This window comes from Bacillus sp. FSL R5-0820, from assembly GCF_038593385.1.
GTDB lineage: Bacteria > Bacillota > Bacilli > Bacillales > Bacillaceae > Bacillus > Bacillus altitudinis.
Genome location: NZ_CP151991.1, coordinates 965,793 through 991,538 on the forward strand (window position 1 = coordinate 965,793; position 25,746 = coordinate 991,538).

Here is a 25,746-nt window from a genome sequence, read left to right on the forward strand (position 1 = left end):
CACAACATCTTATTTTCATTTTTAGGCAAGGTGCTCATGATAGGATCATTTAAGAAAGATCGAGAAGATTCATCATGAAATAGGCAGCTGACGCTTCTTGAAAATGCCGTATATCTAGTCCTGTCCGTTCAATAAATTTATCAATCCGATACTGAAGGCTGTTTCGATGAACATATAAAGCTTTTGCTGCCTGCGATGCATTTAAATTACACTGCATATAGGTCGTGAGAGTCCGGTAAACGTCCCGATCAAAGATTGTTTCTATAAATGCATCTGAAATAGCGGCAGAAACCATGTCTGTATCATGGCGAATGAAAGCAGGTAGACATTGATAAAATGTTGCAACCCCTGACCTAAGTTTTCCTTGCTTCAGATGCCATAAAAAGAGCTGATGTTCATTTAATAATCTCATTTTTAAATTTCCATTCGGCAAATGCAGCTGTCCTTGCATGAAGACAACGTCTGTTAAAAAATCACTTGTGATGGCTTGAGACAAATCATGTAGCTGTTCAAGTTGACCATTTTCTGATGTAGCGTTTGTTTGAATGAGCATAGCTGTTTCAGTGCCTGTCCATATGAAATGAATATGTTCGAGGCTGCTGTTCACAGCCTCTTTTATTTGCTGCCTTTGTTCTGCTTGGTGATCCATTTTAAAAAAATGAACACGGACGGAGTGATCGATGGTGATTGATTTGTTTTCAAAGAGATAGCTGTACCATTTCTGTTCTTCTTCCGTTTCCTGCGTATGAGGTACATCAATTGGTGTGAGGAATGAATTGAGAAGAAGCGTTTCCCTTTCTGTTAGCTCCGTTTTGTTTACTCCGAATATTTCGCCTTCGTCTGTTTGATACCAGAGAGTTTGTTTATCATTTGTTGGTGAACTGATGATATGGTGTCCGTAAACAAGTTTTAGCTTTTCTAACATGGCGAGGCTCCTTAAACAGTTTAATCATACACATGGAATAGCATTAATTCGTGGATTTCTTCTTTTAAGGTTGGTTCAACTTCATGAGGCGGAAGCTGAGAGCCCCATTCAATATCACCCGTTTTGTGATAAATGCCTTCATAGTGTGAACCATTATGAAAAAAGGATATTTTCCAACCAGGTAATTGCGCTTTTTTAAAGAGAGGTTTCCATTGAAAATGAGAAATCATATCATCATTGCCTCCTTGCTTTTATTGATGAAACAATAAATACACACGACAATACGGAAACAACCTTGAACTTGGTTTTATTGTATCTCATCTGATGAAAAGAGCATAGGGAAAGCACAGATTTCAGAGACATGAAAAGAAATCATCAGTAGGCGTTTGCATGGTCTATAGGAGTAAGAGCCATTTGTGTTAGGTAAGATGCGTATTCAACGATTCTTTTCCCAATCAGCCATTCTGAGTTTTTCAATGGTGCATGTAGAAAAATCTCGCGGCCTGGACGAGAATTGGCTTCAAACATCCAGATAGCACCTAAGTGATCAATACCTAAGTCAAAACCAATTTCGCCAATCAGACCGGGCATTTTTTCATCTATCACACGACTAAGTGCGAGGGCAGTATCAGAGAGCTCTTGCAAAACCTTCAAACGTTTCTCTGCATCAGGAAAGATATCATACAGTGTTTTTACTGAACCACCATGCAGTTGATGGGTTGTGACAGTGTGATCTCCTGAAACTTTTCCAGCAGCGGCTGTAACAGTCCAATGACCATACTTATTTTTATTCGTATGAATTCTAAAATCCAGTGGTTGATTGTCTATTTGAAGAAGCTCAATGCCTTGTTGTGCAATCAAGTCGTGAATTGCACAATCTTCCCGCAGTTTTTTCACGAAATGATCTACGGAATGATATGAAGTGCATTTCCCTTTATTTGAGCAGACAGTGATCCCGTTTTCCGTCTTCTTTAACTGATAAATACCGTCTCCGTGACTGCCGTTTGTTGGTTTTAAATAAATGACATGATGCAGATGAAGGAGTGTTTCTATTTTATTTAAAGCATCAACAGGATCTAATCGTATGGAATGTGGTAAGAAAGAGCTTGTTTTTTCATCTGTTAATAGCTGTTCATGAATGTCCCATTTATTAAAAAAATAAGGGTTGAACCAAGGGATATCGTAGTCTTGAGTGAGTTTTCGTTTTGTTTCTTGAATGAATGCCGACTGAGCAGCCTTTCTATTAGGCAGCCGGTCATAAACAACGGATGGGAGGGGCATCTGCTTTTTTACCCAGCGCTCCTCTTGGTAAAGCAAACCGTCTACTATTCCTTTATCCCAATCGATCGAATGAGTACCAAAAAGATATGCAAAACCAGCATGCTGCCTGCAAGATTGCAGCAGTTTTATAAAATAGGAAGATCTTGCGCCTAAAGGTGCTGTATTTTGTTCGAATCCTGCAGTGAAAATGCCGATGAGAGGTCCTATATAGAGTGTATGTTGAACTAATATGACATCAGCTTTCGTTTTGTATGGAATGAGTAAAGTGCGATAAAGGTCTTCTGATAATAAAATCCTTTGTGATTGATGATGATAGGAAATGGTGAAATCATCTACTAAACAAGAACCTAAAGCAATAGATAAAATTGCCTCCTGCTCTTTAAACTGAGCAGGGAGATGTACTGTTTTTTCACTTGCTGAATGAGGAGCGATGATGTAGCGTTTTCTCTTCATAAGGAACCTCCTTTTCTTCAGCCATCATCGATTTGGCATGTTCAAGTATGGTCTGAATCAATTGATTCTCCCTCTCAGGGTAAGCTTTTAAAAAAGAGGATCGTCCTGGCTTTGATCTTACATTTGAGATGAAAAGTCTGCCTTCATTTGTATGAAGCAAGTCTATAGCGAATTCAATACACGGTGAGAAAGTTTTGTCTATAAACGCTGGAAGAGATGACTGAATGGAGGCAATATCATCTAACAGCAGCTCCTTGATGTGTGGCTTTAATGAGTTTAAATAGTGATCAAAGGCTACCACATGAATGGAATTTTGTGTATTGCTTAAAAGGCTGTTTTCTACTGATGGTTTTGTATGAATCCCCATGCTATTCCATTGGTTTTGTGAATTTTTTATAAGAAAAATCCTAATTTCATTGAAAATAACGTCTTTTTGATCATTCGTGTTAAAAAATTGAAGGAAAGATCGGCCGATATACTTTTTGCACCAACGCTCAACCTCTTCTGAATGTGAAAAGGTGATGATTTGCTTAGCGTTTAGCTGCACAGTAATGAGTGATTTGTCTCTTAAAGAAATGAAGCAAGAGGGTGCTGCGTGCTGTTGAGAAAGCGGCTGTATTTTACAATATCCGCCCTTTCTGACCAAGTTGAGAAGGTCTGAAGGCTCTGTCAATAGAGAGCAGACAGGTAAGTATGGTTGTAAAGAAGGGAGGAGACGGAGCTGCTCGAATAGCCGCATTTTATTTGAAATTCCAGTATTCAAAAAAACGGTTTTTGGATACTTTTTTAACCAATTCATGATAGGTTTTGCTTTTTTTGATTGTGCGTCATGCTGATAAAGACAACGATCATAAATCAAGTCAGGAATCTGAAATTCTGACGCTTCAAATCCTTTGCCAGTCTTAAATTTTTGACCGTGAATGACATTTGAAGCAGGCTTTAAATCTAGAGGTGAAAAACGAACAACTTCTAATTCAAAAGAAGAGGCTGCTTTGGCAAGCTGATGTGTGAATGCTTCTTCATGCTTCGGAGAAAGAGTGACAATGCCTAGCGTTGACATCATGAAACAACACCTACTTTTCAAATTCATTTTTTAACATCTGAAAAACACTTTTTGTTGATTTTACATAAACTTGGCGTTCCTATATCATTACGACAGATCGTTGTCTCATATGTCACATTGAATGCTTCATTTGCTTGGACTCTTGACAACAACTATAATACGTATAGATAAAAACAATAAACTTCAGGTGTTGTTTGAAAGGTAGATGACGACTTTGGATATATTCACAACGTTTCTCTTTATGATTGTGATAGGTGCAGTGATAGGGGCAGCAACAAACCATCTCGCAATTAAAATGCTTTTTCGTCCGTATAAGCCATATTATTTATTTGGGAAGCAGCTCCCTTTTACACCGGGTCTCATTCCTAAAAGAAGAGATGAAGTAGCCAAGCAGGTTGGCGTCATGGTGATGGAGCATTTACTAACGCCAGAGGGTATTAAAAAACGATTTGAATCATCAGAGGCAAAGCAAGAGATATTGCAGGCAGTGCACCGATATATTGATAAAGGTGCTGATATGGAAATGACGGTTTTCTCTATGTTAGAAAAATACGGTTTTTCAGAGGCTGACGTTAAAGCTGACGCATGGCTTCATCAGTGGACTGATCATAAGCTCCACTCACTGCTTGAAAAGTATGATCAGCAAACGTTGTCTGAGCTGCTGCCACAGGATGTAGAAAATAAGCTTGCATCCAAAATTCCAGATGCCGCAGATTATATTTTAAAGAGAGGCATTCATTACTTTGAAAGTGATGAGGGAAAAGCAAGACTCGGTCATATGATAGATGATTTCTTAAAAGAACGAGGAATGCTTGGCAGTATGGTCCAAATGTTTTTAGGGAATTCAAGCTTAATTGATCGCGTACATCCTGAAATGATGAAGTTCTTAAAGAATGCAGAGACAAAAAGGTTTTTATCAGATTTACTTGTTCAAGAATGGGACAAGGTAAAGCAATTTTCTTTACATGAGCTTGATAAAAAATGGAATGTGAAAGAGCTTCTATTTAGTGTGAAAAAGCAATTGCTTTCACATTTTTCTACAAAGGTTCTGTTAGATAGACCAGTAGGAGTTTACATCAGTGCAGTAGCGGATGATCTTAAGACCAAGTTTGCTCCATCTCTCATTGATAAAGGGATTGAAGCCGCATCTAATGCGCTTGAGGGACTGCTCGCAAAGCTCCAATTTGAAGAAATTATTCGTGAACAAATTGAACTTTTCCCGCTTGAAAAAATGGAAGAGCTTGTGATCAGCATATCTAATAAGGAGCTGAAGATGATCACATTTTTAGGCGGTCTTTTAGGTGGATTGATCGGTGCTGTCCAAGCGATTTTTGTCACCTTATTCTAAGGCAAGATCGAGAAATTTCGATGAATTTATTGTATATATGTGAAACGAAAGCCATAGTTTGTTATAGTGGAGTGGTGTCCGCCGATCCATATCGGTGATAACGGATAGAAAGGAGACATAACATGTCTGTAAATCTTTATGATGTTGCATATGACCTTGAAAAAGCACTGCGTCATAGCGAAGAATATTCAGCGTTAAGAAATCTTTATGATGAGGTAAACGGGGATGAGTCCTCTAAAAGAATGTTTGAGAACTTCCGTGACATTCAAGTAAACCTTCAACAAAAACAAATGACTGGTCAAGAGATTACACAAGAAGAAGTAGAGCAAGCGCAAAAAACGGTTGCACTTGTGCAGCAGCACGATAAAATCTCTCAGTTGATGGAAGCAGAACAACGCGTAAGTGTTCTCATCGGTGAATTAAATAAAATTATCATGAAGCCTCTTGAAGAGCTTTATGGAAATACAGAAGAAAATTAATTGAAAGGGCGATCATATTCGCCCTTTTTTTCATTCATATCGCCGCTTGTATATCTTTAAAAAAAGGGTTGTCGAAGCTCGTAAATTCTGCGATAATACTTATTGAAAGTGCTTTCAAAAAGCGCTATCGTGATGAATTGGGTGCGTTCCACTTTGGATTTACGACGATGAGTCAAATGAGAGAGAAGCGCTTCTGGGAGAAAAGCAAAGCATAAGGGGATATGATATAAGCAATGCTTTGGTGTGTGAAAGATGAGGGGATCATGGGGAGCTTCATCACGCCATTGTTACGCATCCAAACCATACATAAAAAAAAGCCTAGGGGTAGGCTTTTTTTATTTGCGATTGAGGCATAAAACAAGGGCTGCTTCAACTGCATGTTCTAAAGCGCTAAGCTAGGGCATATCCTCATCGTAAGTACAGTCATCAAGAAGGGGGATGCCTCAGTGTCAAAAAAGCTACTTGCACTCAATATAGATGGAACGTTGCTTCGTTCCAATGGGAAAATCCATTCCGCTACAAAAGAAGCTGTGGAATATGTTAAGAAAAAAGGGGTTTACGTGACGATTGTCACCAACCGTCATTTTCGATCTGCACAAAAAATTGCCAAGGCGTTGAAAATACCAACTTCAACTCTTGTGACGCATAGTGGTGCATTTATCGCTGATAAGCTTGATGAGCCGCTCCATGTGAAGAAATTAACGGAAGAGAAAACATTTAATCTTGTGCAGATCCTTGAAAGCTTTGATTGTAATGTTCGCTTGTTACATGAAAAATTCTCAATCGGCAATCGGAAAAAAACACAGTCTCAATTGATGGGAAAAACGTTGATTCATCCATCTGATCCAATTTTCTATCCCGTTCAATTTGTTGAATCATTAAGTGATATGCTCATGGATGAACCGGTGAGCACACCTGTCATTGAAGTGTATTCGACGGCAGCACTTCAGCCTGAAATCCACACAACCATTCAACAAGCATTCCCATCTGTTGATCTGATTAAGATCAGTGATGAGAAAATGAATATTGTATGCAAAGGGGTATCGAAAGAAGCAGGACTTTCTCTTTTAACTTCAGCACTAGGTTTTACATTAGAAGATACGGTCGTGATCGGTCACGGGACAGACGACATCCCGATGCTTGAGTTAGCTGGCTTAGGCGTTGCGATGGGGAATGCACCTCATTCGGTCAAACGTAAAGCCGATTGGGTGACACGTTCTCATGATGAACAGGGTGTTGCTTATATGATCAAAGAATACTTTAGAATGCAGCAAAGGGAAGGTTTTTTACATCAATTTGATATTAAACGATAGTATAGTGAAGGCCCTGTCTATTAAGAAATGGCAGGGCCTTCGTCTGTTCTCTTCATTGCTTTTCCTAGATGAATTTTGTAAAATGAAACAAGTTTGAAGATAAAGGTGATACGATGCGAATTTTAGTTAAAGGGCTGTCTGATGAACGATTTCATCGACCGCTTGTCAATATAGCCAATTTATTTGAAGAAGATAGTGAAGTGCTGTTTGATTCCGGTGAAGTGGATGATGGCCTAGTGATGGTGTTTGATTGGAAAGAAACCCATGGTGGGGTGGAGGCTTCTGGCCATATCGTTGGAACAGATATGACGAGTCGTTTTACAAGAGAGATGCCAGAGGGCTTGAATGAAAAAGAGCGCTGGAAGCAAATCAAAAACACTGTGCTGTCTGTTTATTTACATCTGCTTCAGGAATATACAGGAATGACGCAAAAATGGGGGATTCTTACGGGGATACGCCCTACGAAATTACTTCATAAGATGCTAAGAGAAGGCATGACAAAGGAAGAAGCACATGCAGCGTTAAAGCGCGATTACTTGATTCATGATGAAAAGATCAATTTGATGCAGGAGATTGTTGATCGTCAAATCAAAGCCATTCCAGATCTGTACGATCTACAGGAGGAAGTGAGTATTTATATCGGTATTCCTTTCTGTCCAACAAAATGTGCTTATTGCACGTTCCCTGCTTATGCCATTCAAGGACAAGCTGGAAGAGTGGGAACGTTTCTTTTTGGGCTGCATTATGAGATGCAAAAAATGGGCGAATGGTTAAAGGAACATGGGATTAAAGTGACGACTGTTTATTTTGGCGGAGGTACTCCAACAAGTATTACAGCAGAAGAAATGGATTTGCTGTATGAGGAGATGTATCGCTCTTTTCCAGATGTGAAACATATTCGGGAAGTCACTGTAGAAGCGGGACGACCTGATACGATTTCACCTGATAAGCTGGAGGTGCTCAACCGTTATCATATTGACCGGATTAGTATCAATCCGCAATCATATGAGAATGAAACATTGAAAGCGATTGGCCGGCACCATAGTGTGGAAGAAACGATTGAAAAGTATCATTTATCAAGGCAGTATGGCATGAATAATATTAACATGGACTTAATCATTGGACTGCCAGGAGAAGGGCTAAAGGAATTCCAACATTCCTTGCAGCAAACAGAAGAACTGAAGCCTGAATCTTTAACGGTGCATACACTTTCCTTTAAGAGAGCGTCTGAAATGACCCGCAATAAGGAAAAGTATCAAGTGGCAGACCGAGAAGAGATCACACGTATGATGGATGAAGCGATTGCTTGGACAAAAGCACATGACTATCATCCGTACTATTTATACAGACAAAAAAACATTTTGGGGAATCTCGAAAATGTCGGGTATTCGTTAGATGGGCAGGAAAGTTTGTATAATATTATCATTATGGAAGAGGTGCAGACGATCATTGGCATTGGATGCGGCGCTGCGAGTAAATTCATTGATCCGCGAACCGGAAAAATTACGCAATATGCCAATCCAAAAGATCCAAAGTCTTATAATGATCGTTATGAGCACTATACGGAAGAGAAGATTCAGTTTCTTGAGTCATTATTTGTTTCTCACATGTAAACACTGCGGTGACGCAGTGTTTTTTTCATTTGTAAAAGGGTATATAGGGGGTAAAAAGGTAAAGCAGGTGTACATATGATGGATGTGATCGGAATTGGGATTGGGCCAGCAAATTTAGGATTGGCCGCTTTATTAGAGGAGTATGAAGATATGACATGCTGTTTTTTTGAACAGGAAACCGAATTTGCTTGGCATCCTGGTATGCTCATCAAAGGAACAGACTTACAAGTTTCCTTTCTAGCGGACCTTGTGACAATGGCTAATCCAAGGAGCAAGTATACATTTTTAAATTATTTACATGAATCAAACAGGCTTCACCGCTTTTATACATTTGAACAATTTGATATCCCCCGGAGAGAATTCAATGAGTATTTATCATGGGTTGCAGGAGAATTAGATAGCTGTCAGTTCGGGATGAAGGTGGAAGAAGTGACCGACTGTGAAGACGGGTATCTTGTAAAAGTTCGGCGGTTGAAAGATGGGGCGCTTTCTGAATATCGTGCAAAGCATGTCGTCCTTGGTACTGGAAGCAAACCGATGATTCCTGTCGATGTGCCAGAAGCTGCGTTGCCGCATGTGACCCATAGCAGCCGTTATGTAGATCAACAAAAAGAACTTCATGAAGCTGAAACGGTGGCGGTGATTGGTTCAGGTCAGAGTGCAGCTGAAATTTTCTTAGACCTGCTTCAGCATCAGAAGAAAGGACAGCAGCTTTCATGGTTTACACGTTCAAGTGAATTTAGAGAACTAGAGACAGCGGAGCTTGGTCAGGAGCTATTTACACCTAAGTATGTTGAATATTTTCATTCCCTTCCTTATGAAGAACGGATGAACACATTGCCTAGACTGGCAGGATTAAGGAATGGCATAGATGCATCGACGCTTTCTCGCATTTATCAGGAATTGTACCATCGATCCGTTTCAGGAGAAGAGCCATCTGTACTCATTCAGCCAATGACTGAGCTTGAAGCGATACATATGGAGGATGAGCAGCAGGTAGAGCTGCATTTGACACAATGGCAGCTGAAGAAAGAAAAGAAAATCACAGTCGATCATGTGGTATTGGCTACAGGATATACGCCTAATATTCCGGAATGGTTTAGCGCATATGAACCATTGATTGAATGGGAAAGCGATGAGCATTTTAAAGTGACAGACGACTTCAGGCTTGTGTTTAAAGACAAACGGTCTCATCATCTCTTTACATTCACGAACCTCGATCACTCTCATGGAACAGCGGCGACCAATTTAAAACTATCGATCTACCGCAATCAGAAAGTCATCCGAACCATTCGCGGGGATACGAAAGAACAAGTGAAGCAAGAAACAGCATTTCAGCAATTTGAATAGATATAAAAAAGGGCCCCTGCACAGGGCCCTTTTCAATTAAATGGTTGTTTCTCTTTTTACTTTTGGTTTTTCAGTTTTCCATTTGAAGATTTTGTTTAGGATTTGATAGATACGCTTTGATTCTTTCGTCACTAGCGGTCCTAAAATCGCAAGGATTAATACATATAATGCAGCAAATGGCTTCAATGTAGCGGCAAGCCCGCCTGCAATCCCAAGTTCGGCTACAATGATGGAAAACTCTCCTCTTGATACGATGGTTAATCCAATATTAGAAGAGGCTTTATGAGAGAAACCGGCTCTTCTTCCAGCAAACATCCCGGCGGTGAAGTTCCCGATCAAGGTGAGAATGACAGCACCGATCGCAAGCCAGAAGGCATCTCCTAATGTAAATGGATCAATACTTAGTCCAAAGCTGAAGAAGAACATGGCGCCAAAGAAATCTCTAAAAGGAACAACGAGATGTTCAATGCGGTCTGAGTGCTCTGTTTCTGAAAACACAAGACCGAGTAAGAGAGCGCCAATGGCCTCTGCGACATGAATCGTCTCTGAAAAACCAGCCACGAAGAACAAAGCGGCAAAAATGACAATGATAAATACTTCATTTGAACGGATATCGAATAGTTTGTTTAATAGTTTTGGCAGCTTACGCGCGATGATAAAGAAAATCATCATGTAACCAAAAGCGATTAAAATAGATAATAAGGCACCGCCAACGGATGTGGCATCTCCAAGGACAAGACCTGATACGACAGATAAATAAACGGCGAGAAAAATATCCTCAAACATAATAATCCCAAGAATTAACTCTGTTTCAGGGTTCGCTGTCCGTTTTAAATCGACAAGGACTTTGGCGACAATGGCGCTGGATGAAATGGTGATAACGCCTGCCATAATGAGAACTTCGAGGAATCCAAAGCCTGTGATAAACCCATAAAGCAATCCTAAGCTAAAGTTGATCAAAATATAAATAGATCCGCCGACTGCAATGGATTTACCCGATTTTATGAGTTTGCCGACAGAGAACTCAAGCCCCAGGTAGAATAGAAGGAACAGGACACCCATTCTACCAAAAAACGAAATAATCTCGGTGCTCTCGATAAACTTCAAATCAATGATCCCGATGGTTGGTGCATGCGGACCAACAACCATCCCGAGGACAATGAGAAAAGGAATGATAGAAAATTTAATTTTATTGGCGATTAAGCTGGCAATGGCGATGAGAATAAGCGCCGTTCCAACTTCAAAGACTAAATGATCCATTCATCACTCTCCCCCTCTAGAAAGAAAATCACGTATCAATCGCTTCAAGTGTTTTCTTTCGCCTGAAATGACCATCGTATCATTTGCTTGAATAATCGAATCGGCACCGGGGTTGAGTAATTTTTCATTTGTATGTTTAATGATCGCAATGACGGTGACTTCATAATTTTGTCTCACATCTAAATCGCCGAGTGTATGTCCAACCGCTTTTGCGTCTTTTTCTACCTTAAACCATTCAATGATCAAATCATTGAACGCCATTTCAATCGTTTCAAGTGCTTGCGGCTTATACACCATACCGCCAATAATGGCAGCAATTTGCCGGGCTTCAGCATCATCGAGAGAAATGGTGGACAGTACTTCATCTGGATCTTCATCGTCGAAACGATAAATCTCCCGTCTGCCATCATCATGAATCACAATCGTCATCTTTTCTCTATTTCTCGTTTCAATTTCAAATTTCTTTCCAATCCCAGGAAGATCATTTTCTTTAATGTTCATTTTATCCCTCCGAATATGATAGGTTTTGTTTTTCATATAGTGAGTACGGATGAAATAAAATGAATCAGTCGAGGTAATTTGATTGGTACATAATGGGGATTGCACACTTCATTTCTAAAAAACATAAATCAATAGATAACGCTGTGGCTAGTGCAAGCTTTACAAGAAAAGCTTTTGAAACGCCTATTGATAACCTCTGTTTTAACAGAAGAGATGCGGCATGTTTTTTTGAGAATGGAGGTGTCTTCACAGCGTTGATTTCTTCATCATAAATCGATGGAGAAATCACGCTCGGTGTGCTCGCTTCTGCTTGTGAAGCAAAAACGACATTTGAAAAGGGAGAAAACATGACGATGCAGCTAATCAATATACATATGGAACTTCTTATCAATCATTCTCCCCCTTTCATATGATGTTTTATTTCTTATTTTACTATATAAAAATATATTTCTCGTTTCAACAATTATGCTTATTTTAGTATCAGTTGATCTTGAAATTTTTTATGTAGAGGAAAAGGAATTACTTGATGGAAATTGAAGTAAGTCATGAGCTTGAAAAGAAAGAGGGGGAATGGATGATGACATATATCAATTGTCAGGTAGACGGGGATATTTTTGAAATCGTTTTCAATAGGCCTGAAGCGTATAATTCGTTTCATGTTGACATGTTTGCTGAATTGAAGGAAGCGTGTGATACAGCGAGTGAGAGCAGTGCGAAAATTGTTGTACTCAAGGGGATGGGCAAAGGGTTTTCAGCAGGCGGAGATATTGGCATGATGCTAAAGCAAGATCGTGAAGAAGATTTTCATCGCGTGATGGATTTGATCGAGGGAATTACACTTTCTTTAGCCGGTATGAAAAAAGTGACGATTGCACTTGTTCACGGGGCAGCGGCTGGTCTTGCTTTTAGCTTTGCCCTTAGCTGTGACTATTTGTTTATGCATCAAGATACTAAACTTGCCATGAACTTTAATGGAATCGGGTTAATCCCAGATGGTGGAGGGCATTTTTTCCTCACCAAAAGAGTTAGTGAACAAACCGCTAAACAATTGATTTGGAGCGGACAAAAGCTGCCGGCTGAAGAAGCGCTCAAGCTTCGCCTTGCAGACGGTGTGTTTCAAGATGAGGTGGATACGTATCAAAAAGCGTGCGTCAAGCCATTTTTGAATATGCCACTTCAAGCCTTTGTTGAAACAAAGATGATTTATTTTCAGCAGTCAGAATCACAGCTGTTAGCCGTTCTTCAAAAAGAGCGTGCTGCACAAGCTAGACTGAGACAAAGCCGTGATCATCAGGAGGGTGTTCAAGCGTTTTTGGAAAAAAGACGTCCTGTGTTTCATTAAATAGAAGAATGAATGGCCGGCGGATGCCGGCTTTTTTAACGTTCAAATAAAAGCAGTTTACCTGCATCATTTACGAGCCGGTGAGAATGCTTTGTGTATTGTTGTTCGATTAAACGATGACGTCCTAATTCCTTTGCTTTTTCATCACTATCTGTGGTGATTTTTTCGTTTAATAAGGTTTCACCTGACGAATCAAATACAGTCAAAAAGTAGGTTTTCTCCATCTCTGATCTTCCCTTTCTTCTTGTTTTTTAATGAATTATACAAGGAGGAAGTTAAAACCTCTTTTTTCACCCCTAAAAATGTGTTTTTTAGAATGAGAGCGATAGAACGTGCATTCGTAAAAACGGCGTGATAAAATATGGACAACTACAGTAACGTACAAGGAGATAGACGTTTGACGAAGCTCACTTTTATTCATGCCGCAGATCTTCATTTAGATAGTCCGTTTGCGGGAATGTCCAATATACCGAACCGAATTTTTAAGAGGTTGAAAGAAAGTACATTTCAAAGTGCCAAGAACATGTTTGAACTTGCGATTGATCGAGAAGTAGACTTTATGCTGCTTAGCGGAGATCTATTTGACGAATCGAATCGCAGCCTAAAAGCACAGCTTTTTTTAAGAAATCAGTTTCTTCAGCTGCAATCACACGGGATTGAAGTGTTTATTATTTATGGTAATCATGATCATTTAGGTGGTGAATGGACACCAATTGAATGGCCAGAGAATGTTCACGTTTTTTTGAGCAGTACGCCAAGTGAGCAAGCCTTTTATAGAGAAGGTCAGCTTGTGGCAAGTATTTACGGGTTCAGCTACAAAGAGCGGGCTGTCCATGAAAATATGACACCTTATTATGAAAAAACAACAGATGCCCCCTATCATATTGCCATGCTTCACGGCACATTAGCAGGTCAAGAAGGGCATGATGCGTATGCACCATTTCAGCTTCAGCAGCTTCTAGCGCGGGATTTTGATTATTGGGCGCTTGGACATATTCATAAGCGGGCTCTTCTGCATGAAGACCCAATGGTGATCTATCCTGGAAACGTGCAAGGAAGACATATAAAAGAAACAGGAGAGAAAGGCTGTTATGTCGTTTACCTATCTGAAGATGCTCAAAGAGCGGAGTTTATGAGCTGTTCAGATGTCATCTTTGAGACATTGACAATAGATATCACACATACCGCTCATATGACCGATCTTGTGACACTTGTGGACAAAAAGATGAGTGGACTAAAAGAGAGAGGTGTTCCTCATTTTGTGAAAATCGTACTAACTGGCGATGCTCCTGCTTATATGGAGCTCACGCAGCTTGAAGTGCTTGAGGAGCTGATGGCTGTTCTTCATGAACAGGAGGAAGATGAAGACTTGTTCGTTTGGGTGATGTCGATTGACTGCCGGACACATGAAGATGCCGTCTATCCAGAAGATTCTTTTTTGACAGAACTAACAGCAGAAATTGCCGAGTTTGATGCGTATGATGAGCTGCTTTCACCTATCAAGCGTCATCCAACTTATAGAAAGTCAGGAAGAGCTTTTACAAAAGAGGACGAGATCGATATTAACGAAGAGGCACAAAGACTGCTGGCAGAACAGCTGAAGCAATTATGAGAAAAGGAGAGGCATGATGAAAATACGTTCACTCCATATTGCGAATTTCGGGAAATTTTCCAATCAAACCTTCCACTTTTCTGATGACGGTTTTCAGTTAGTTTATGGCCTGAATGAATCGGGGAAAACGACATTGAAGGCGTTTATTGAATCGATGTTATTTGGTTTTTCCAAAAGCCATATGTATAAGCCAAAGCATGGCTCGTTTTATGGTGGTTCTCTTACGTGTTTAGATGAGGAATTAGGTGTGATTCATATTGAAAGAACATCTGATCATGGCGGCCAAGCTCAGGTGTTGCTGCCAAATGGTGAAGTGAAAGATGAAGCGTTTCTACATGCGATGTTAAAGGGAACAGATCGCAGATTATACCAATCGATCTATTCTTTTGACGTGTTTGGTCTGCAAAATGTACAAGCATTAAATCAAGATCAAATAGGGGAATTTCTACTCTTTTCAAGTTTGTTTGGCTCAGATGCGGCATCCAAAATGGACAGCAGGCTGCTAAAACAGCAGGAGCAGCTTTTTAAACCGAATGGACGTAAGCCTGAATTAAATCAGCAGCTTGATCATGTAAAAGAGCTGTCAGGTAAGTTGAAACAGGCCAAATTGGTAGAAAGTCGTTATACCGCAAAGAAAAAAGAACAAGCTGAATTAACCGAAAAGGTAGAAATGCTTCGGCATGAAATGAGACAGACTGAAGAAGAGATTCAGCTTTTGACGGAACATATTCGACTTTATCCTATGATAGAAAACAAGCTAGAGTTAAAAAAAGATTTGGCTAGTTATCCAGAACGAGTCAAACGGTTTAGACCGGAAACCGCGCATGAACTTGATAAATTAGAATCACACCTTCACCCAAAAAAGGCGCAAGTGACGGCACTGAAACAAAAATTAGATCATTTGCAAACGTCGCTCATGCAAGTTCAGCCACTCTATGACAAGGATACGGTATTGGAGATGAAGCAGGTCATAGCTGAATCATCTGATGCTGAACTTGTGAAGAAACGCTTAGCAGAAGGGAAAACAGAGCAGAATTCTTTGAAACAAAAAATAGAAGAAGCATCAGCGAAGCTGAAGTGGCAGCGTCCAATCAAGCTTGACCAGCTGGATGATTCACTTGACTTTGAGTGGGAATTAAAAGAGGCTGTGAGCCAATACGTTCGTTTAATGGATAGGAAAACACAGCTCGATGACCGGTTTGATCATGCAAGACATGAGCTGGAAGAAGCGGAAACCGCTCTAAAAGGATTAAAGGAGCAGCCCGTTAATCAGCAAGATGCAGAAGATGTCAGGGGCACAAGGGCTACAGTGAAACAGAATTATTCCAGAGTGTGGTTATTCCCGCTGATGTTCGTGCTATGTGCTGTCATTCTCACGGTCTTATTCATTTTAGCAGAGAGCTGGGTGACGTTACTGTTTGCAGGATTTTCCGTATTTATCTTGATCGCTATTTATCCAGTGCTTAAACAGACTCAGCTGAAAGAAGCAAACGACAGTAACGCCTATCATTCCTTTCAAGTTCAAACAGCTTCAGCTGAAACGCTAGTGAAGCAAAAGGAGCTTTTATACGAAAGAATGATACAGCAATATGAAGACTGGGAGCGGGAACTGGAACCTGTACAGCAGCAAGTAGAAGATATGAGAAGGCAGCTAGGTTTGTCCTCAGAGCTCTCATTCCTTGTGGAAGCTTTCCATATCTTGAAACAATTAAAAGCGAATACAGCGGCATATGAGGCGCTTAACAAGGAAATAGAGATGCTCACACAGCAGCAATCGACCTACGAGCAAAGAGTTTCAGCGCTCATGAGTCTCCTTCAAAGAAAAGAAGGGACCATTCAAGAGAATATCTCAGCCTTTCAAGAGATATTGAAAGATGAGGAAAAAAGAGAAAAAGAACGTCAGACATTGCACGTATCCATTCAACATGTAGAGCAGCAGCTGACAACATTAGAAGGAGAAGTTCAATATTATAAAAAACAAACGGACGAGCTTTTTCAAAAAGTAGAAGCAGCGTCAAAAGAAGATTATCATGTCCTGTCTCATCTATCCAAAGAATACCGGGAGCGACTGTACAATTTGCAGCAGCTGAACCAAGAGCTGCACAGAAGCGGTTATGTAGATGAGGAAGAGGTCATTGTCCGTAAAGGTTTGCGCACCCTTGAGGAGCAGTGTGCACAAGCAAAAAGACGTCTGAATGACATGCAAGAGAATGTGACGAATATGAAAAAGCGCTTGGCAGAATTAGCAGTAGAAATACGCCAAATAGAAGCATCAGGTACGGTGTCTGATTTGACTCATCAGCTTGCTGTAGAGCAGGAGCAGGCAAAGCACCTAGCGAAAAAATGGGCGGCTATTCAGCTCGTTCGTTCCGTCATTCGAGAGAAAATCAATGAGCATAAAGAAACGAGGCTACCAGCACTCCTCCAAACAGCTTCCCGATTTATTCAGCCGTTAACGAATGATCGATATGAAGTGATTTTATTTTCTGCCGAAGATGACCGGCTGATTGTGAAACGGAGGGATGGACGCCTATTCCGCCCGGAGGAGCTTTCACAAGCAACATGTGAGCAGATTTATCTCTCGATTCGTTTTGCACTTGCTTTGTCCCACCAGCAAGATTGTCAGCTCCCATTTATGATGGATGACAGTTTCGTTCACTTTGATCATGTCCGTCTAGAAAGGGTACTGGAGCTGATGAATGAACTCACTCGTTTTGAAACACAGCTGTTTTATTACACTTGTCATCATTATATGAAACAAGCAGCGGAAAACGGGCAGATTACGAGTTTAGCAGTGGAATGATTGACAAATTATGACTTATGTTATACTTATATGAGCAGAAACATGGAAGGAGCATTTATTGAATGGCTAAAGGGATCATGACCTATGACGTCGGCGAACAAGTTGACCTGCATTTATTAATTAAATCATCTACTAAAGGGATTGCGAGTAATGGCAAACCATTTTTAACGTTAATTCTTCAAGATCAAAGTGGAGATATTGAGGCGAAGCTATGGGATGCAAAGCAGAATGATGAACTCACATATGCCGCACAAACCATTGTAAAGGTAGTAGGTGATATTCATCATTATCGCGGAAGGAATCAGCTGAAGCTTAGGAATATACGTCCTGTTGCTGAAAACGAGCAAATCCGCATTGATGATTTTCTAGAAACAGCTCCTATTCCAAAGCACGATATGATGGATACCATCATGCAATATATTTTTGATATGAAAAACCCTAATATTCAGCGTGTCACAAGACATTTGCTGAAGAAATATGGACAGGAATTCGCTGATTACCCAGCAGCTACGAAAAACCATCACGAGTTTGTTTCGGGTCTTGCCTATCACGTGGTATCGATGCTTCATTTAGCGAAATCCATTGTTGATCTATACCCATCACTTGATCGAGATCTTTTATATTCAGGGATCATTCTACATGATTTAGGGAAAGTCAAAGAGCTTTCGGGTCCTGTCTCCACCACATATACAGTAGAAGGGAACTTAATTGGCCACATTTCTATTATGGTGACAGAAATTGCGAAAGCCGCAGAGGAGCTTGGCATTGATTCTGAGGAAATTCTGATTCTGCAGCATTTAGTGCTGAGTCATCATGGAAAAGGGGAGTGGGGCAGTCCTAAACCACCAATGGTGAAGGAAGCGGAAATTCTCCACTATATAGATAATTTAGATGCAAAAATGAACATGATGGATCGTGCGCTTGAGCATGTGAAGCCAGGAGAATATACAGAGCGTATTTTTGCACTAGAGAATCGTTCGTTTTATAAACCAACCTTTCACAATGAATCATCATGATAAAACGCCCGTTTGATGCGGGCGTTTTTTTTCATAACTTGTCTTCTTTTCGCATAAGCATGTAACACAAAGGGAGAGAGGTTTGTCCTAAAAAAGGAGGCGAAGACGATGTTGTTTTTTCCATGGTGGGTATATGCATGTATCATTGGCATTATTTTTTGTGCCTATAAATTAATGACGACAGCCAAAGAGGAGCAAGAGATTGATCAATCCTTTATTGAAAAAGAGGGAGAAATCTTTATTGAACGAATGGAGCAGGAGAGAGAGCGTAGACGTCAAGGACAGCAAATGAAACGATCCCAGGAAACGGCGAAGCATGAGGACCATTCGATTGCATAATCAATAAGAATAAAAAAACCCCTCTACAAGTTCATGTAGAGGGGTTTTTCGTTCATTATTGGTTTGTTGTTTGTTGTGTGGTTTGCTCAGATTTTTCTTTGAATGTATTTTCAAGTTCTTTATCTTTTACTTTCACATCAGCATCTTTCACCAATTTGTTTAAGATCGTTTGAATTTCATTGTTATCTGCTTGTTTTTGATCAAGCAGTTCTTTTTTCAAGTCTGCTTTCATGTCATCGTATTTACCGCGTTCTTCGGTCTTTTTAATGATATGGTAACCAAATTGAGATTTTACTGGTTTGCTGATCTCATTTACTTTTAGTTTGAAGGCAGCTTTACTGAAGTTCTCATCCATTTGGCCATCTTTTGCGAACCAGCCTACATCGCCGCCTTGTGCTGCTGAAGCAGTGTCAGTTGAATATTCAGATACAAGGTCATCCCATTTTTCGCCTTTATCTAATTTCTTTTCTACTTCATCTGCTGTTTTCTTGTCAGCAACTAAAATGTGGCTTGCGCGGATTTTCCCTTTTAGGTCATCGTAATACGCTTTTACTTCTTTGTCAGTGATTTTGATGTTAGCTTTGGCAGCCTTTTGAGTCAGCAGCTCATATTTTACTTGATCTTTGATGTAATCTTTTCCGAATTCATCTTGAAGTTGTTTTAAACGATCTTCACCAAGTGTCTTTTTATATTCTTCCAATTTCTTATCAATTTCTTTATCTGATACTTTGTATTTGTCAGCAAGAACCTTTTGTTGAACAAGTAGGTTTAAAGCATCTCCACCTGCTTGTTTCTTAAGTGTTGTGTAAAGCTCTTCTTTTGTGACATCTCCTGATTTTGTTGTTGCGATCACTTCTTTGTCACCGCTACTGCATGCGCCAAGAGTTAAAACACTTACTGCTGTTACAGCTGCTAAAGCCATTTTTTTCATTCAAAAAACACTCCTAATCTTTCCAATTTATTTATCATTGCTTGTATCATAACATATTGTGACATGCTGTAAAAAGAAATGCAAATGGGAGGGCATTCGTCTAGTCAAATTTTTGCGACCAACATACACATATATTGATCACAAAAAGGAGGCTGAATTATATGGGAGCAGGATATTCTAATGGGTTTGCTTTATTGGTCGTGCTATTCATTTTGCTGATCATCGTTGGTGCAGCATATCTTTATTAATTAAATCGCTGTAACAGAAAGGAGCCGTCCTGCCATGCGTGCGGGCGGTTCTTTTTTAAAACGATGACAGGTGCCTAAACGTTTTAAAATTTTTTGCATACACTGAGCTTAGAACAGAGGAAGAACTGGCAGGAGGTGTTTTCACATGGGAGGAGAAGTCTTTGCTGGCGGTTTTGCACTAGTCGTCGTGTTATTCATCTTATTGATCATTATCGGTGCATCGTGGATTTGCTAATAGATCATCATACACAAAAAGCTGCCATCAAACAGGCAGCTTTTGCTTTGATCTTAAATAGATATGGTAATTTCAACAAATGATGAGATCAGTAAGATCAGTATCGATACATTGATAAAGCGAAACACCTTATCTTGCCGTTCTTCAGGAATCTCTCTGACAAGGCATAATGTATTAGTAAGCCTGTTTATTGAATACACAATAAACGCGGCAAAGACGATGAAGTAAAATAAAACTATCGGAGATCCCCCCTCTCTATGCTATTCCCATACTACATTACCAAATTTTTTATGAAAAAGATAGAAGTTGGCTTTAAAAACCTCATGATGAGGAAGTTGGGTCAACTAAAATATCAAACTCGTCTTGGGCTTGATCAATGATGCATGATTTTGGCGCTTTTAGCAGTTTCCAAGCAAATAAAAAGTCAGGCAAACAATAGCCTGCATGAATACTTGCGATCATGATAAAATAGTGTGCGTACATTGGAAATGCCATTCCTAAAACAAAGTAAACAGGTGAGATGACACAAAACGGGCTGAGCAGTGAGAAAAGCATCACTCTCTTAGGCACGCGCTGCCAGCAATTTCGTTTAAATAACGTCATTTTTTTCTTATGTTTCATGACTGGGATCAAGTGAACCACGCGGTGGACAAGCAATGTCGCAAGTAAAAGCACGACAAAAAGTGGTGCATTGTGACTGCTGAGTCTCGTTTCAGGATGAGTCAGTTGAAAACATAAAAATGCCATAATGAAAAAAAATACAGTAAGACATATGGCTGAAATCATCATTCTCGTATAACCATAATCCTTTTCAAGATTAATGGTCTTCCAACAATTCATTTTTCATCCTTCCAATCTCAAAAAAACTAATTGAATATCTCAAGATAATTTACTCTTCCTGAGGATAAAAATCAATGGTTTTCATGAAAAAAAATAAATTGTTACATTCATATGGAATAAAGAGAGGAAACTTTGGGTTTTTCAAGAAAAAAAGACATAAGGGGGAGGTTCGTCTCTTTCGTCAATGAGTAATTTCGGCTAAAATAGAGTGACTAAGAGAAAGAGGGAACGTACATGAGTATTGAGGAACGAATGAGCCAGCTCGAATATTATATGGAACTGTTACTGACGGCAACAGATATGAGCCGTTATCCATATTATGCGCTATTGATCCGGCAGCGTGTATCGAAAGAAGAGGCAAAGGACATTGAGCGTATTTGTGCTGAGCTCTCAGATGAAATGGACAAGCAAAAAGCACAAGGCTACGTCATGTTCGACGATCTCCTTGCGCTGTTTGCGGGACAGTTAATTGAAAAGCTGGATGTTCATGAGACGATTTTTGCTTTGCATGATCAAGGGCTGTTTCAGCCGTTAATGAATGAATTTATAAAGATCATTAAACAATTTGATTTGCTTTAGAAGCTTTTTCCTCTGCTGAGTCTTCAAGTTCTTCAGGCTTTTTCGTGACTTTCCCACGTTCATTCAAAAAGTCCTTCTCAATGTTTGAAAACGATTTCTCAAAAATCTCCATGAAATCCTCACCATAAATGTTTCGGATAATACACATCATTTCTAAAATTTCAGGGAACTTTCCGTAAATGTCATGAAGCGGCTGTGCGCCTTTGACAATACCAGTTCGGGCCGGGTCGTAATCTTCGAGTAGTTTATGGAATGTCTCTTCGCCTTTTGGCGTTAGTTCAATATACGTATTGCGTTTATCGTTTAACTTTTTAGAAAATTTTAAAAATCCTCTTTCCTCTAATTTTTTAGAGAAGTTAAACGCCGTTGATACATGCATGACGCCAAACTTTGCAATTTCTGATATTGAAGCTCCTTTTAATTGATACGCAATCCACAAAATATGATGTTCATTGATATTTAGGTTATACGGTTTGATCCACTGCTGCCAGTCCTTTTCAATGGATTTCCAAAGAGCTTTGCTCAATTGGGCCATTCTTTGACTGAATAAAAGTGCTTCTTTTACATCGAAAGGCTGTTCCGAATGATTCATCCATTTCACCTACTTCTCTTTTTCTTGTAATTCTATTATGCCAATAAAATAAAGATTAATAAAGCTGAAAATTCAAGAATTTTTAAAAGTCATGAAAAACATTGACAAAATAACCTTTTTTCAACAAAAAAAGTGCGGGATACGCACCCCGCACACTTTTGTAAACGAATATTTTTTTGTGAGTATATTAGTTTTGTAAGGTTTTCTCCAGTTGTTTGAGCTTTTCCTCAATTTCCTGAATTTCCTTTTGTAAGTCCTGCTGATGAGGTTTGATTTCCTCGCGCCATTGCTGTATCGATGTTTGTAATTCAGTTCCGACCTCTTTAATGACTTCAGCACTTTCTTTTGCGGTTTCAACAATCTGCTCTTTTAAAGCTTGTCCATCTCTTTTTAATCTTGTCAGCGTATCTTCGAATTTGTCATAGCCGTCTTTCATCTTTCCGCGTACATCTCTGCCAGAAGAGGGAGTCGTCAGGAGCACTGCCGCACCTCCGAGGAGACCGCCTACAAATAATCCTGTTAATAAAGAACGTCCACTAGCCATTCCAATCACCTCTAGTCAAATTTTACACATTCGCATGTTCTCTCTGAGCTGACGATCAGCTTCATTGAACTTCCATACATAGCTTGCTTTATTTTAGCATACTTTTGAAGAAAAGGGAGGGGAGAAGGTTGTCTGTCTTTCTGTTCGTTTTTACGTGTATGTGTGTGATTTTCGCAGGTGGTTCTATTCATTATGTAAGGCAGCTTGGGTATGCGGCGTCTTATCCGCCAAAACATGTATTAAGACAAAAAGCAATTGTGTGTGCTGCAGGTGCAGGGATTTCGCTCTCCATTTTGCTGCTTACGCTTTTTCTTTTATAGAAGCATGAAAAAAACCTCTTCATCTAATGAAGAGGTTCAGTTATTCGTTAAGCGACTTCAATCATTCTTGCGCGCTTTAATATGGACTGAGCAATCGGGAAGACAAATACCATAGCTATCGTATTGATCACAGTTGCTGGCAGGACAACACCTACAAGAAGTGCTGGTAACGCAGCCGGCAGTCCAGTAATCAGTAAAGCGGCAGATAGGAAAATCACGCCTGATACGACGGTCCCAACAGCGGTGAGTACAGCGGTCAGAACGACTTTGTTCTTGATCTTCTGGCAAGATAAGAAAAGGGCTAAGAAGATAAAGGCTGTCACCGGTTTATCAATCATATTTGGAATTTGTCCGCCTGGAAAACCTGTTGTCAAAGCGGAAATGACCCCAGTGACTAGGGCGATCACAACGACATGCTGTACCTTCGGAAAAAGGATGATGCTTAAAAACATCATGACCAGCATCATATCAGGTTTCATTCCGAAAAAGATGGGCGGAAAAATCGTATGCAAAACAGCTCCCATTGCTGCAAGCAATGACATAATCACTAATTCTTTTGTTTTCATTTCTATGCTCTCCTCTGCTAAGCTCTTATAGGACTCTCCAATAATATGGCTGATCATTTATTGCAAGAGTCATGACTTTATATTTCTCGTTATTATAACAAATTTATTTCACGATAGAAAAGCCTTTTTACTCATTTTCTTGCTGGAACTTTTTCATAAAGTCCGCAAGCTTTTGGCAGTCCTCTATAGAAACGGCGTTGTAAATCGAGGCTCTGCATCCACCAACAGAACGGTGGCCGGCGAGTCCAACCATTTGTTCTTGTTTTGCTTTCTCCACAAAGGACGCAGTGAGTGCATCATCACGCAGGGTAAACGTGACATTCATATGCGAACGGCTGTCAGCACGTGCATGCCCTTTGTAAAAACCGCCGCTTTGATCAATCGTATCATACAGAAGCGCTGCTTTTTGTTCATTGCGTTTTTCTGCTGCTTCTACGCCGCCCGCCTGTTTCACATGCTCCAGGACAAGGGACAGCATATAAATCGCAAAAGTCGGTGGTGTGTGATAAAGAGAATTGGCTTTGGCATGTGTTGAATATTTTAAAATTTTAGGTGTGCCGCTTTTTTCTTTCTCTAATAAACGTTTGCGCGCGATCACAATCGTGATACCAGAAGGCCCTAGATTTTTTTGTGCCCCGGCATAAATGAAATCAAATGAAGACACGTCTATTTTTTTGCTGAGAATATCACTGGACATGTCGGCAATAAGCGGGAGTGACGTGTTCGGGAACGTTTTCCACTGAGTACCGAAAATGGTATTGTTCGATGTGATGTGCAAGTAAGCACCGTCATTTAAAACGGAAGCATCTACATCTGGAATATACGAATAGTTGTCGTCTTCACTTGAGGCAAACACTGATGTTTCACCAAACCCTTTTGCTTCTGACAAGGCTTTCTCTGACCAAGCACCTGTTTGGATGAAATGAGCCGTTTCGCCTTCATGTAAGAAGTTCATCGGAATCATTGCAAATTGAAGACTTGCCCCGCCTTGTAAAAAGAGGACCTCATAATCTTCTGGAATGTCCATCAATTCTACCAAGAGTGCTTTCGCTTTATTGTGGACTTCTTCATACTCACCGCTGCGATGAGAAAGTTCCATCACAGACATCCCGGTTTGTTTAAAATCAACAAGTTCTTCCTGTGCTTTTTGAAGCACTTCTAGCGGCAGCGCCGCCGGACCAGCATTAAAATTCGTCGTTCGCTTCATCACAATCTCTCCCTATTTCTCGCGTTAATGGATCAAAAGATAAAACCATCCTATCACAAATTTGAAGCATTTGGACAAAAAATTTGAATCGTCCTAAATATCTTACGATTCAGAGGATAAGCACAGAAAAGAAGTGAAAAAAAGAAAAACCTCATCCATTAAGATGAGGTAAGGCGCGTATGGATGGCAGAAGAAATGTCTTTTAAATCCTCTGCTGTATATTGATCTTGGTGAGGTTTCCATACGGCACCAAAGCCGTCGCCTTTACCATAACGTGGAATGATGTGCATATGGTAATGGAACACAGATTGTCCGGCTTTTTCACCGTTGTTGTTCAGAAGGTTTAAACCAATTGGTTCAAATTCTTGCTTAATCGCTCTAGCGATTTTCGGAATCGCTTGGAAGTAATGATTAGACACTTCTGGTGTCATGTCATAAATGTTTTCTTTATGTATTTTCGGGATTACAAGGGTATGTCCTTTTGTTACTTGGCTGATATCAAGAAAAGCCAATACATGCTCGTCTTCATATACTTTTGCACATGGAATGTCTCCATCAATGATCTTGCAAAAAATACAGTCGCTCACGCCATGTCACTCCTCATTATTTTTCCTTTATCGTATCACAAAAAGAAGCAAAAAAGAAAACAGGACAAGCGAACTCCTTTGGTCGCTCATCCTGCTCCTGCAGAAGAAATGCTGATGCTTTCATTTGATATGCCTTTTGAATTCTTTATTTACTGAAATAAAGAATTCATATGCCTGCTATTTCTGCCGTAAACACCTCATTTGACGTTTTGGTTCGTCGTATACATATTTGTATAGGACACAAAAATCAAGAATCAGTGAAGCAAAACAGAAGCTAAGGTTTTTAGATGAAAAACCAACTTGTCATGCGGTTATTGCCTTTAACAAACACCTCATTTACGTATTGGTCATCAAGTTCATTTCTTCTACATACATTATGATGACCAGTATGCCGATGTT

Annotated in this window: 30 protein-coding genes; 14 read left to right on the forward strand and 16 right to left on the reverse strand. The window is 39.9% G+C overall.

Translation table 11 applies throughout. The features are described from left to right. Positions 1-49 precede the first annotated feature (49 nt). The 4 genes from NST15_RS04885 to NST15_RS04900 all read right to left on the reverse strand — a co-directional run bounded on the left by NST15_RS04885 (position 50) and on the right by NST15_RS04900 (position 3,722). A complete protein-coding gene (locus NST15_RS04885; protein ID WP_008348935.1) occupies positions 50-925 on the reverse strand; it encodes a helix-turn-helix domain-containing protein in 876 nt (291 codons plus the stop codon). Positions 926-945: 20 nt separating this feature from the next. Beyond that, positions 946-1,155, reverse strand: a complete 210-nt coding sequence (locus NST15_RS04890; protein ID WP_008348933.1) for a YheE family protein — start codon at positions 1,153-1,155, stop codon at positions 946-948. A 145-nt stretch (positions 1,156-1,300) separates the two neighbouring features. Continuing rightward, entirely contained in the window at positions 1,301-2,659 is a 1,359-nt protein-coding gene (locus tag NST15_RS04895) for a YheC/YheD family protein (protein WP_035703444.1), read from the reverse strand. Beyond that, the gene (locus NST15_RS04900) at positions 2,616-3,722 is read right to left on the reverse strand and encodes a YheC/YheD family protein (RefSeq protein WP_035703445.1); all 1,107 of its coding nucleotides are present in this window, start codon (positions 3,720-3,722) and stop codon (positions 2,616-2,618) included. Before NST15_RS04900 ends, NST15_RS04895 begins: the two co-directional genes overlap by 44 nt. A gap of 214 nt (positions 3,723-3,936) precedes the next feature. Between NST15_RS04900 and NST15_RS04905 the strand changes: the two genes are divergently transcribed. The 5 genes from NST15_RS04905 (at position 3,937) to NST15_RS04925 (ending at position 9,825) form a co-directional block, all read left to right on the forward strand. Further along, positions 3,937-5,070, forward strand: a complete 1,134-nt coding sequence (locus tag NST15_RS04905; protein WP_060832210.1) for a DUF445 family protein — start codon at positions 3,937-3,939, stop codon at positions 5,068-5,070. 122 nt (positions 5,071-5,192) lie between these two features. Continuing rightward, the gene (locus NST15_RS04910) at positions 5,193-5,549 is read left to right on the forward strand and encodes a YlbF family regulator (RefSeq protein WP_008348927.1); all 357 of its coding nucleotides are present in this window, start codon (positions 5,193-5,195) and stop codon (positions 5,547-5,549) included. Positions 5,550-5,995: 446 nt separating this feature from the next. Beyond that, complete coding sequence (locus NST15_RS04915; RefSeq protein WP_008348923.1) at positions 5,996-6,862, forward strand: Cof-type HAD-IIB family hydrolase; 867 nt, start codon at positions 5,996-5,998, stop codon at positions 6,860-6,862. A 113-nt stretch (positions 6,863-6,975) separates the two neighbouring features. Continuing rightward, positions 6,976-8,475: a coproporphyrinogen III oxidase gene (locus tag NST15_RS04920; RefSeq protein ID WP_100325433.1), complete on the forward strand. Its 1,500-nt coding sequence runs from the start codon at positions 6,976-6,978 to the stop codon at positions 8,473-8,475. Between the two features lie 75 nt (positions 8,476-8,550). Then, positions 8,551-9,825, forward strand: coding sequence for a SidA/IucD/PvdA family monooxygenase (locus NST15_RS04925; protein WP_224559636.1), 1,275 nt, complete (start codon positions 8,551-8,553; stop codon positions 9,823-9,825). 36 nt (positions 9,826-9,861) lie between these two features. On the opposite strand, the gene NST15_RS04930 is transcribed toward NST15_RS04925, so the two are convergent. The 3 genes from NST15_RS04930 to NST15_RS04940 all read right to left on the reverse strand — a co-directional run bounded on the left by NST15_RS04930 (position 9,862) and on the right by NST15_RS04940 (position 11,977). Continuing rightward, a complete protein-coding gene (locus NST15_RS04930; RefSeq protein WP_048001733.1) occupies positions 9,862-11,085 on the reverse strand; it encodes a cation:proton antiporter in 1,224 nt (407 codons plus the stop codon). Between the two features lie 3 nt (positions 11,086-11,088). After that, the gene (locus NST15_RS04935) at positions 11,089-11,586 is read right to left on the reverse strand and encodes a cation:proton antiporter regulatory subunit (RefSeq protein ID WP_017366937.1); all 498 of its coding nucleotides are present in this window, start codon (positions 11,584-11,586) and stop codon (positions 11,089-11,091) included. Positions 11,587-11,650: 64 nt separating this feature from the next. Next, positions 11,651-11,977 carry a potassium:proton antiporter gene (locus NST15_RS04940; RefSeq protein WP_342498911.1) on the reverse strand — a complete coding sequence of 109 codons (327 nt, stop codon included), beginning with the start codon at positions 11,975-11,977 and terminating at the stop codon, positions 11,651-11,653. 135 nt (positions 11,978-12,112) lie between these two features. Here NST15_RS04940 and NST15_RS04945 point away from each other — a divergent pair, with 135 nt between their 5' ends. Then, positions 12,113-12,928 carry an enoyl-CoA hydratase gene (locus NST15_RS04945; protein WP_342498912.1) on the forward strand — a complete coding sequence of 272 codons (816 nt, stop codon included), beginning with the start codon at positions 12,113-12,115 and terminating at the stop codon, positions 12,926-12,928. Positions 12,929-12,963: 35 nt separating this feature from the next. On the opposite strand, the gene NST15_RS04950 is transcribed toward NST15_RS04945, so the two are convergent. Then, the gene (locus NST15_RS04950; RefSeq protein WP_008348907.1) at positions 12,964-13,152 is read right to left on the reverse strand and encodes a YhzD family protein; all 189 of its coding nucleotides are present in this window, start codon (positions 13,150-13,152) and stop codon (positions 12,964-12,966) included. 173 nt (positions 13,153-13,325) lie between these two features. On the opposite strand from NST15_RS04950, the gene NST15_RS04955 reads away from it, so the two are divergent. The 4 genes from NST15_RS04955 to NST15_RS04970 all read left to right on the forward strand — a co-directional run bounded on the left by NST15_RS04955 (position 13,326) and on the right by NST15_RS04970 (position 18,698). Continuing rightward, positions 13,326-14,540 carry a DNA repair exonuclease gene (locus NST15_RS04955; protein WP_342498913.1) on the forward strand — a complete coding sequence of 405 codons (1,215 nt, stop codon included), beginning with the start codon at positions 13,326-13,328 and terminating at the stop codon, positions 14,538-14,540. Positions 14,541-14,556: 16 nt separating this feature from the next. Beyond that, positions 14,557-17,343: an AAA family ATPase gene (locus NST15_RS04960; RefSeq protein WP_342498914.1), complete on the forward strand. Its 2,787-nt coding sequence runs from the start codon at positions 14,557-14,559 to the stop codon at positions 17,341-17,343. Between the two features lie 62 nt (positions 17,344-17,405). Continuing rightward, positions 17,406-18,359: a 3'-5' exoribonuclease YhaM gene (gene yhaM, locus NST15_RS04965; protein WP_007497151.1), complete on the forward strand. Its 954-nt coding sequence runs from the start codon at positions 17,406-17,408 to the stop codon at positions 18,357-18,359. A 108-nt stretch (positions 18,360-18,467) separates the two neighbouring features. Next, positions 18,468-18,698 carry a sporulation YhaL family protein gene (locus NST15_RS04970; protein WP_017360318.1) on the forward strand — a complete coding sequence of 77 codons (231 nt, stop codon included), beginning with the start codon at positions 18,468-18,470 and terminating at the stop codon, positions 18,696-18,698. Between the two features lie 55 nt (positions 18,699-18,753). Here the strand turns inward: NST15_RS04970 and NST15_RS04975 are convergent, their stop codons facing one another. Continuing rightward, entirely contained in the window at positions 18,754-19,629 is an 876-nt protein-coding gene (locus NST15_RS04975; RefSeq protein WP_007497153.1) for a peptidylprolyl isomerase, read from the reverse strand. A gap of 161 nt (positions 19,630-19,790) precedes the next feature. On the opposite strand from NST15_RS04975, the gene NST15_RS04980 reads away from it, so the two are divergent. Then, complete coding sequence (locus NST15_RS04980; RefSeq protein WP_008361129.1) at positions 19,791-19,877, forward strand: YjcZ family sporulation protein; 87 nt, start codon at positions 19,791-19,793, stop codon at positions 19,875-19,877. Positions 19,878-20,022: 145 nt separating this feature from the next. Beyond that, positions 20,023-20,112: a YjcZ family sporulation protein gene (locus NST15_RS04985; RefSeq protein WP_017360317.1), complete on the forward strand. Its 90-nt coding sequence runs from the start codon at positions 20,023-20,025 to the stop codon at positions 20,110-20,112. 53 nt (positions 20,113-20,165) lie between these two features. Here NST15_RS04985 and NST15_RS04990 read toward each other — a convergent pair whose 3' ends face one another. Then, positions 20,166-20,351, reverse strand: coding sequence for a hypothetical protein (locus tag NST15_RS04990; protein ID WP_072368131.1), 186 nt, complete (start codon positions 20,349-20,351; stop codon positions 20,166-20,168). A gap of 82 nt (positions 20,352-20,433) precedes the next feature. Beyond that, the gene (locus tag NST15_RS04995; RefSeq protein ID WP_007497155.1) at positions 20,434-20,952 is read right to left on the reverse strand and encodes a DUF3267 domain-containing protein; all 519 of its coding nucleotides are present in this window, start codon (positions 20,950-20,952) and stop codon (positions 20,434-20,436) included. A 234-nt stretch (positions 20,953-21,186) separates the two neighbouring features. Between NST15_RS04995 and NST15_RS05000 the strand changes: the two genes are divergently transcribed. Then, the gene (locus tag NST15_RS05000; RefSeq protein ID WP_007497157.1) at positions 21,187-21,531 is read left to right on the forward strand and encodes a YhaI family protein; all 345 of its coding nucleotides are present in this window, start codon (positions 21,187-21,189) and stop codon (positions 21,529-21,531) included. On the opposite strand, the gene NST15_RS05005 is transcribed toward NST15_RS05000, so the two are convergent. Together NST15_RS05005 and NST15_RS05010 are read right to left on the reverse strand one after the other, a co-directional pair. Beyond that, positions 21,509-22,123 carry an HTH-type transcriptional regulator Hpr gene (locus tag NST15_RS05005; protein WP_007497158.1) on the reverse strand — a complete coding sequence of 205 codons (615 nt, stop codon included), beginning with the start codon at positions 22,121-22,123 and terminating at the stop codon, positions 21,509-21,511. The two genes, NST15_RS05000 and NST15_RS05005, sit on opposite strands and share 23 nt — an antisense overlap. Positions 22,124-22,310: 187 nt before the next feature. Next, positions 22,311-22,667 carry a YtxH domain-containing protein gene (locus NST15_RS05010; RefSeq protein ID WP_007497160.1) on the reverse strand — a complete coding sequence of 119 codons (357 nt, stop codon included), beginning with the start codon at positions 22,665-22,667 and terminating at the stop codon, positions 22,311-22,313. A 128-nt stretch (positions 22,668-22,795) separates the two neighbouring features. Here NST15_RS05010 and NST15_RS05015 point away from each other — a divergent pair, with 128 nt between their 5' ends. Further along, entirely contained in the window at positions 22,796-22,987 is a 192-nt protein-coding gene (locus NST15_RS05015) for a hypothetical protein (protein ID WP_048002575.1), read from the forward strand. Positions 22,988-23,034: 47 nt separating this feature from the next. On the opposite strand, the gene NST15_RS05020 is transcribed toward NST15_RS05015, so the two are convergent. The 3 genes from NST15_RS05020 to NST15_RS05030 all read right to left on the reverse strand — a co-directional run bounded on the left by NST15_RS05020 (position 23,035) and on the right by NST15_RS05030 (position 25,347). Continuing rightward, a complete protein-coding gene (locus tag NST15_RS05020; RefSeq protein WP_008348886.1) occupies positions 23,035-23,553 on the reverse strand; it encodes a tryptophan transporter in 519 nt (172 codons plus the stop codon). Between the two features lie 127 nt (positions 23,554-23,680). After that, entirely contained in the window at positions 23,681-24,760 is a 1,080-nt protein-coding gene (gene serC / locus NST15_RS05025; RefSeq protein ID WP_007497164.1) for a 3-phosphoserine/phosphohydroxythreonine transaminase, read from the reverse strand. Positions 24,761-24,918: 158 nt separating this feature from the next. Next, positions 24,919-25,347, reverse strand: a complete 429-nt coding sequence (locus NST15_RS05030; RefSeq protein WP_076821952.1) for an HIT family protein — start codon at positions 25,345-25,347, stop codon at positions 24,919-24,921. Between the last annotated feature and the right edge of the window lie 399 nt (positions 25,348-25,746).